Source organism: Vibrio hibernica, from assembly GCF_015223435.1.
Lineage (GTDB): Bacteria > Pseudomonadota > Gammaproteobacteria > Enterobacterales > Vibrionaceae > Vibrio > Vibrio hibernica.
This window is the reverse complement of sequence record NZ_VHKO01000035.1, coordinates 23,970-30,406: the sequence shown is the minus strand read 5'-3', so window position 1 is coordinate 30,406 and position 6,437 is coordinate 23,970. Positions and strand designations below refer to the sequence as shown.

Here is a 6,437-nt window from a genome sequence, read left to right as displayed (position 1 = left end):
ATATAAAACTAAGTTTCCAGTATCTCGATATTAAATGGGCAAGTTAATTGGATAAACTTACTTATCGAGCAGCAAATTTCGACGAATCAAAACTTGTATAAATTTGGTGGCTACAACGGGATTCGAACCTGTGACCCCATCATTATGAGTGATGTGCTCTAACCAACTGAGCTACGTAGCCAATGAGGTTTTCACCTCTGTCTGTTGCATAAACTCTGCAACGAGAACGGAGCGCATTATGCGGATTAGGGCCGCGAGCGTCAATAGTTTTTTTGAATAAATTACCCAAAATGAATCGTTCGCATTTTTTTTAAACAAAAAGCACTATTTGTAATCAATAACACAATTTATCGCTGTCGATTCTTTATATATTTATTGTTATCAGCTTTGAATAGAAAGAAAAAAGCCAGTGAACTATTCACTGGCTTTGATTTGAATATTTTATTTATGGGCTACGAACTAGACGTTAAAACGGAAGTGAACCACATCACCATCTTTCACGATATATTCTTTACCTTCTAAGCGCCATTTGCCTGCTTCTTTTGCTCCGCTTTCACCTTTAAATTGAATGAAGTCGTTATAAGCGATCACTTCTGCGCGAATAAAGCCTCTTTCAAAATCAGTATGAATTTTACCAGCGGATTGTGGTGCTGTTGCTCCGATTGGAATTGTCCAAGCACGAACTTCTTGCACACCTGCGGTGAAATAGGTCTGTAAGGTTAATAATTCATAACCAGATCGAATGACACGATTTAGACCGGGTTCTTCGATACCAAGATCCGCTAAAAACTCATCACGATCTTCTTCGTCAAGTTCAGACATTTCAGACTCAATGGCAGCGCAAACAGGCACAACCACCGCATTTTGATCCTCTGCATATGCACGAACTTGATCTAAATATGGATTACCTTCAAATCCATCTTCACTTACATTGGCAATGTACATAGTTGGTTTTAGAGTTAAGAAGTTTAAATAACCAACGGCAGCTAATTCTTCTTTACTGAGTTCAATTGAGCGAGCCATTCCGCCTTCTGTAAAGACAGGAAGCAGTTTTTCTAGCACTGTAATTTCAAACTTAGCGTCTTTATCGCCACCTTTTGCTTTTTTGGCTTGACGTTGGATAGCGCGTTCACAGCTATCTAAGTCGGCAAGAGCAAGCTCTAAGTTGATGATTTCGATATCTTCAATTGGCGAGATTCTACCTGCAACGTGAATGATGTTTTCATTCTCAAAGCAGCGTACAACGTGACCGATAGCGTCAGTTTCACGGATGTTTGCGAGGAATTTGTTACCAAGTCCTTCACCTTTTGATGCACCAGCAACAAGTCCGGCAATATCAACAAACTCCATCGTGGTTGGAAGAATGCGTTTTGGGTTCACGATTGCTGCCAATGCATCAAGACGAAGATCAGGAACAGGTACGACACCGGTATTAGGCTCAATGGTACAGAAAGGGAAGTTAGCCGCTTCAATACCTGCTTTAGTTAGCGCGTTAAATAGAGTGGATTTACCTACGTTTGGTAAACCGACGATCCCACATTTGAAACCCATGTTATAAACCTTCTTTCATTCGGCATGATTACCGACTCTGTCATTTGATTGTTTTGCTAAATACAGCTTTATATAACTGTTTTATTCAGCTTTAAACGTATGTAAGCGATTTTGTGCTTTTGCTAAATCATCTTTGAATAGTATGTCTAAGCTGCGTACAGATTCATCGACAGCAGCATCAAGCAATTCTTGTTCTTTGGTTGGCGCTTTTCCAAGAACATAACCGGCGACGCGATCTTTATGCCCAGGATGACCAATACCAATTCGTAAGCGATAAAATTCTTTATTGTTCGCTTGTTTGGCAATAATGTCTTTTAGACCATTGTGTCCGCCATGACCGCCACCTTTTTTAAATTTAGCCACACCGGGTGGAAGATCGAGTTCATCGTGAGCGACCATGATCTCTTCAGGTAATATTTGATAAAACTTTGCGATGGCTGCAACCGACTTTCCCGATAAATTCATAAATGTAGTGGGGATCAGAAGGCGTAAATCTTGACCATGCACCATTATCCTTCCGGTTAAGCCAAAAAATTTACTTTCTTCTTTGAGATTTACGTTATGTACTCGAGCTAACTCTTCTACCACCCACGCTCCAGCATTATGGCGAGTTCTGGCATATTCTGGCCCTGGGTTAGCAAGACCGACAAGTAATTTGATTGGTTGGGTCAAGATTCTGCTCTCTTTGCAAATTTTAAAAGCGCGGCATGATAGCATATTTTTTAAAAGGGTGGGCAGAGTGGGATGTAATAAAAAACCACCTTACTAATAAGTAAAGTGGTTTCCATTTTCAAGCATTGAATATTTAACGAGTAGTTCTAGTTAAACATCGCTGAGATTGATTCTTCGTTGCTGATACGACGGATAGCTTCAGCTAGCATGCTTGATAAAGTAAGTTGCGTTACTTTACCTGTTGCTTTCATTTCATCCGACAAGGTAATTGAGTCAGTGACGATGACTTGGTCAATAACTGAATTCGCGATATTTGTTGCGGCATTACCAGAGAACACGGCGTGAGTTGCGTATGCAAATACACGTTTCGCACCACGCTCTTTTAACGCTTCAGCTGCTTTACATAATGTGCCACCAGTATCGATCATGTCATCAACAATTACACAATCGCGACCTTTAACATCACCAATTAGGTTCATTACTTCAGAAACGTTAGCGCGTGGACGACGTTTATCAACGATAGCGATATCAGTGTCATCTAACATTTTTGCCGTTGCACGAGCGCGAACAACACCACCAAGATCAGGAGAAACAACCACAGGATCTTCTAGGTTACGAGATTTCATATCTTCCATCAGCACTGGCGTACCAAAGATATTATCGACAGGAACATCGAAGAAACCCTGAATTTGTTCAGCGTGAAGGTCGATGGTTAAAACGCGGTCAACACCGACGTTAGAAAGAAAATCTGCAACAACTTTTGCAGTGATTGGAACACGAGCTGAACGGACACGACGGTCTTGGCGTGCGTAACCAAAATATGGGATGACGGCTGTAATACGGCCCGCAGAAGCGCGGCGCATTGCATCGATCATAACAACCAATTCCATTAAGTTGTCATTGGTTGGCGCACAAGTAGATTGGATGATGAATACATCACTACCACGAACATTTTCATTGATTTGTACCGCAACTTCACCGTCAGAAAAACGGTTTACAGTTGCGTCACCAAGGGAAATGTACAGGCGATCTGCAATACGTTGGGCTAGTTCAGGTGTGGCGTTACCAGCAAATAGCTTCATATCAGGCACGGGGGAAACCTCGGGTTGCGTCCAGTTTTAAATTGAGTGGTGGTTGGCTTGTTTATAGTCAGCCAAAGTCTTATGGAGAGATGAAATATTCATTCCCTTGGCGATAAAGCCAAAGACACTATTTGAATTTTGTTGCGCGATAAACTTGTCTAAAGTCTCTTTTGCTTGTTGCTGAGTATCGAATTCAGCAAAAAGACAAGACCCAGTACCAGTCAATCTCGACGGCGCGTATTGTAGCAGCCAAGAAAGTTGCTTAGCAACCTCCGGATACAGTAAAGTCACAATTTTTTCGCAATCGTTTTCGTAAGGTTGTTGCAAAAGTGTTGTAAGCTCTTGCTTTGGCGTATTTCTAGTCAAATCTGAGTGAGTGAAAATATCTGCAGTCGCAATATTGACATCCGGTTTTAGCACTAAATACCATTTTTCTTGTGGGTGAGCAGGTTTAAGTTTTTCGCCAACCCCTTCAGCAAAAGCGGCTTGTCCTCGAACGAACACAGGAACATCAGCGCCCAGCTTTAATCCTATTTCAGCCAAAGTATCGATATCAAAATTAAGTTGCCATAAATGGTTTAGTGCCACCAAGGTGGTCGCTGCATTTGAAGAGCCGCCACCGAGTCCGCCACCCATAGGCAATCTTTTATTAAGTTCAATGTCAGCGCCAAGTGTCTTTGGATCTATATCGCCTGCTTTCTGTGCGTGTATGCTCTTCGCATACATATTTTTTGCATATAGGCGTAAAGCATCCGCGGCTTTCCAAATAAGGTTCTGCTCTAACGCGACGCCTTCGATCTCTGGGGTAATGGTTAGCTTACCGGTTTGATTGATGTGAAAACGTAGGGTGTCACCAAAGTCGATGAACTGAAATAAGGTTTGCAGCTCATGATAACCATCACTACGGCGACCAGTGATATATAAAAATAAATTCAGTTTGGCAGGGGATGGCCACGCAATTGAGTCTTGAATCATTGGTTGTTTAAGTGAGCTTACATTTGACATTAGAATATCCACTTGCTGATCACTATTTTAATTTTGGTTTTATCTTGCTGTAAGAATAGTTGACTTGGCAGCATGAGATCATTCTTTACTGGTGTCATTTGAGCTGAGTAAGTTAAATAATTGAGTCGCCAGTTTTGATCACCGAGGTTCTTCTCAAGGCTTGCTAGTGTATTAGAATCATTCAATGTGGTGCGATCTGCATCGGTAGGCAAGCCTTTAATCCAGTCGGGGAGTTGGGATACTGGAATGCTGAACCCTGTCAATTCATTGATTAGTTGGTTGGCTTGTGGAGCTGTGCTTACCTTGCCATCGGATGTCGTGATCATTGAGCCACTTGGTAGCATTTGTAGTGTCATTACGGTTTGACCAAAAAAAGTCAGCAGTTTTAATTCATCATAGTTTGAAGCGTGGGTTAAAATAAAATTAAGAGATTGTCGATGGCTGGGATCTTGATAACCGATTTTTCCTGTTACTTTGAATGCATCTAACTTTGTAAGGTCTTGCTGATGTTGCTGCCAATTGACATGGTAAGTGGTTTCTTGTTCTGGTACTGAGCTACAGCCCACTAATACCATGGTGATGATACAAAGTATGAGACTAGAAAAACGGCGAAATGCATGATGAATAGACAAAAGGAATCCTTACTCTTTTATAAATTTCAGCGCAATTGTAGCATCTTATCGTTGAGCCATTCAGCACAAATATCCGTCGATTGTTACGAATACAGAGTCTAGCCCTTTCATTACTGCGGCCCATCAAGTAAAATTGCTGGCTCATATCACTATTTTTTAGAGTATCCCCACTACATGTCTTTGCTTGCTATTGGTATCAATCACAATACAGCGTCGGTTGAGTTGCGAGAAAAAATTGCATTTTCACCTGAGAAACTGTCTGAAGCGCTAGCTCAGATGGCGGCTAGTCATGTCATTAAAAGTGGTGTTATCGTTTCAACCTGTAATCGAACTGAAATTTATTGCGACTTAAGTAAAGGCGCAACTAAAGGTCACATCATTGATTGGTTATTAGAGTTCCATCACGTAGAACCTGAAAGCTTGATGTCATCTATTTATAGTTATGAAGAACAAGCTGCCGTTCAGCATCTTATGCGAGTGGCATGTGGGCTTGACTCATTAGTACTTGGCGAGCCGCAAATTTTAGGCCAAGTAAAGCAAGCTTATGCATCTTCAGTTGAGCTAAAAGCGGTGAATGGTTTGACTGAAAAATTATTCCATAAAGCGTTTTCTGTTGCGAAAAGAGTTCGTACCGAAACGGCGATTGGTGGCAGTGCTGTTTCTGTTGCTTATGCGGCTTGTATGCTCGCGAAGCAAATTTTTGAATCGATGAAAAATGTCACTGTATTGCTTGTTGGTGCAGGGGAAACCATCGAATTGGTTGCCAAGCATTTATCATCGACCCACTGTAAAAATATCATTGTCGCGAACCGTACTATTGAAAGAGCCAAGTTGTTGGCCGATCAATTTGATGGTGAAGTCATTACACTTTCCGAGATCCCTGAGCATTTACCTAGAGCCGATATTGTGATCAGCTCCACTGCGAGCCCGTTGCCTATTATTGGTAAAGGGATGGTTGAAACAGCATTAAAAAAACGCAAACATCAGCCAATGTTGTTAGTAGATATTGCCGTGCCACGTGATATTGAATTTCAAGTTGGCGATCTAAACGATGCTTATTTATATAGTGTGGATGATTTGCAAGGGATCGTGAGTAAAAATATGGAACAGCGTAAAGTTGAAGCCATTCAAGCCGAAGCGATTGTAACGGAAGAAAGTGCGGCCTTTATGATGTGGCTGAGATCACTACAAGCTGTGGATAGCATTCGAGATTACCGACAACACGCCAATGATATTAAAAGTGATTTATTGGAAAAAAGCCTCAATGCGCTTGCCGCAGGCGGTAATCCAGAAAAAGTATTACGTGAATTAAGCAATAAATTAACCAACCGATTAATCCATCAGCCGACTCGTGCTATGCAAGTTGTGGCAGAGCAAGGCGAGCCAGAGAAATTAACTGTTATACGTCAAAGTTTAGGTTTAGATGAACTTTAGCTGTGCTCAAACACAGTTCTACGCAATTAACAGCTCCCTATCAATAGCAACATTCACAGTT

At 41.4% G+C, this 6,437-nt stretch carries 6 protein-coding genes and 1 tRNA gene; 1 reads left to right on the top strand and 6 read right to left on the bottom strand.

Annotation, left to right across the window (positions count from 1 at the left end; genetic code table 11):
* Nucleotides 1–104: 104 nt before the first annotated feature.
* The 6 genes from FH976_RS11665 to lolB all read right to left on the bottom strand — a co-directional run bounded on the left by FH976_RS11665 (nt 105) and on the right by lolB (nt 4,942).
* Nucleotides 105–181: transfer RNA gene (locus FH976_RS11665), tRNA-Met, on the bottom strand.
* A 278-nt stretch (nt 182–459) separates the two neighbouring features.
* The gene (gene ychF, locus FH976_RS11660; RefSeq protein ID WP_194091025.1) at nt 460–1,551 is read right to left on the bottom strand and encodes a redox-regulated ATPase YchF; all 1,092 of its coding nucleotides are present in this window, start codon (nt 1,549–1,551) and stop codon (nt 460–462) included.
* Nucleotides 1,552–1,632: 81 nt separating this feature from the next.
* A complete protein-coding gene (gene pth / locus FH976_RS11655) occupies nt 1,633–2,223 on the bottom strand; it encodes an aminoacyl-tRNA hydrolase (RefSeq protein WP_194091024.1) in 591 nt (196 codons plus the stop codon).
* Between the two features lie 146 nt (nt 2,224–2,369).
* Complete coding sequence (locus tag FH976_RS11650; protein WP_190332379.1) at nt 2,370–3,314, bottom strand: ribose-phosphate pyrophosphokinase; 945 nt, start codon at nt 3,312–3,314, stop codon at nt 2,370–2,372.
* 27 nt (nt 3,315–3,341) lie between these two features.
* Nucleotides 3,342–4,280, bottom strand: coding sequence for a 4-(cytidine 5'-diphospho)-2-C-methyl-D-erythritol kinase (gene ispE, locus FH976_RS11645; protein WP_194091028.1), 939 nt, complete (start codon nt 4,278–4,280; stop codon nt 3,342–3,344).
* 29 nt (nt 4,281–4,309) lie between these two features.
* Complete coding sequence (gene lolB / locus FH976_RS11640; RefSeq protein WP_194091023.1) at nt 4,310–4,942, bottom strand: lipoprotein insertase outer membrane protein LolB; 633 nt, start codon at nt 4,940–4,942, stop codon at nt 4,310–4,312.
* A 174-nt stretch (nt 4,943–5,116) separates the two neighbouring features.
* On the opposite strand from lolB, the gene hemA reads away from it, so the two are divergent.
* Nucleotides 5,117–6,376, top strand: a complete 1,260-nt coding sequence (gene hemA / locus FH976_RS11635; protein ID WP_194091022.1) for a glutamyl-tRNA reductase — start codon at nt 5,117–5,119, stop codon at nt 6,374–6,376.
* The last annotated feature ends 61 nt before the right edge of the window (nt 6,377–6,437 follow it).

Bases quoted from the DNA above. Each gene is read 5' to 3' on its own strand.
- ychF (WP_194091025.1), bottom strand. From the start codon at position 1,551: ATGGGTTTCAAATGTGGGATCGTCGGTTTACCAAACGTAGGTAAATCC.
- ispE (WP_194091028.1), bottom strand. From the start codon at position 4,280: ATGATTCAAGACTCAATTGCGTGGCCATCCCCTGCCAAACTGAATTTA.
- hemA (WP_194091022.1), top strand. From the start codon at position 5,117: ATGTCTTTGCTTGCTATTGGTATCAATCACAATACAGCGTCGGTTGAG.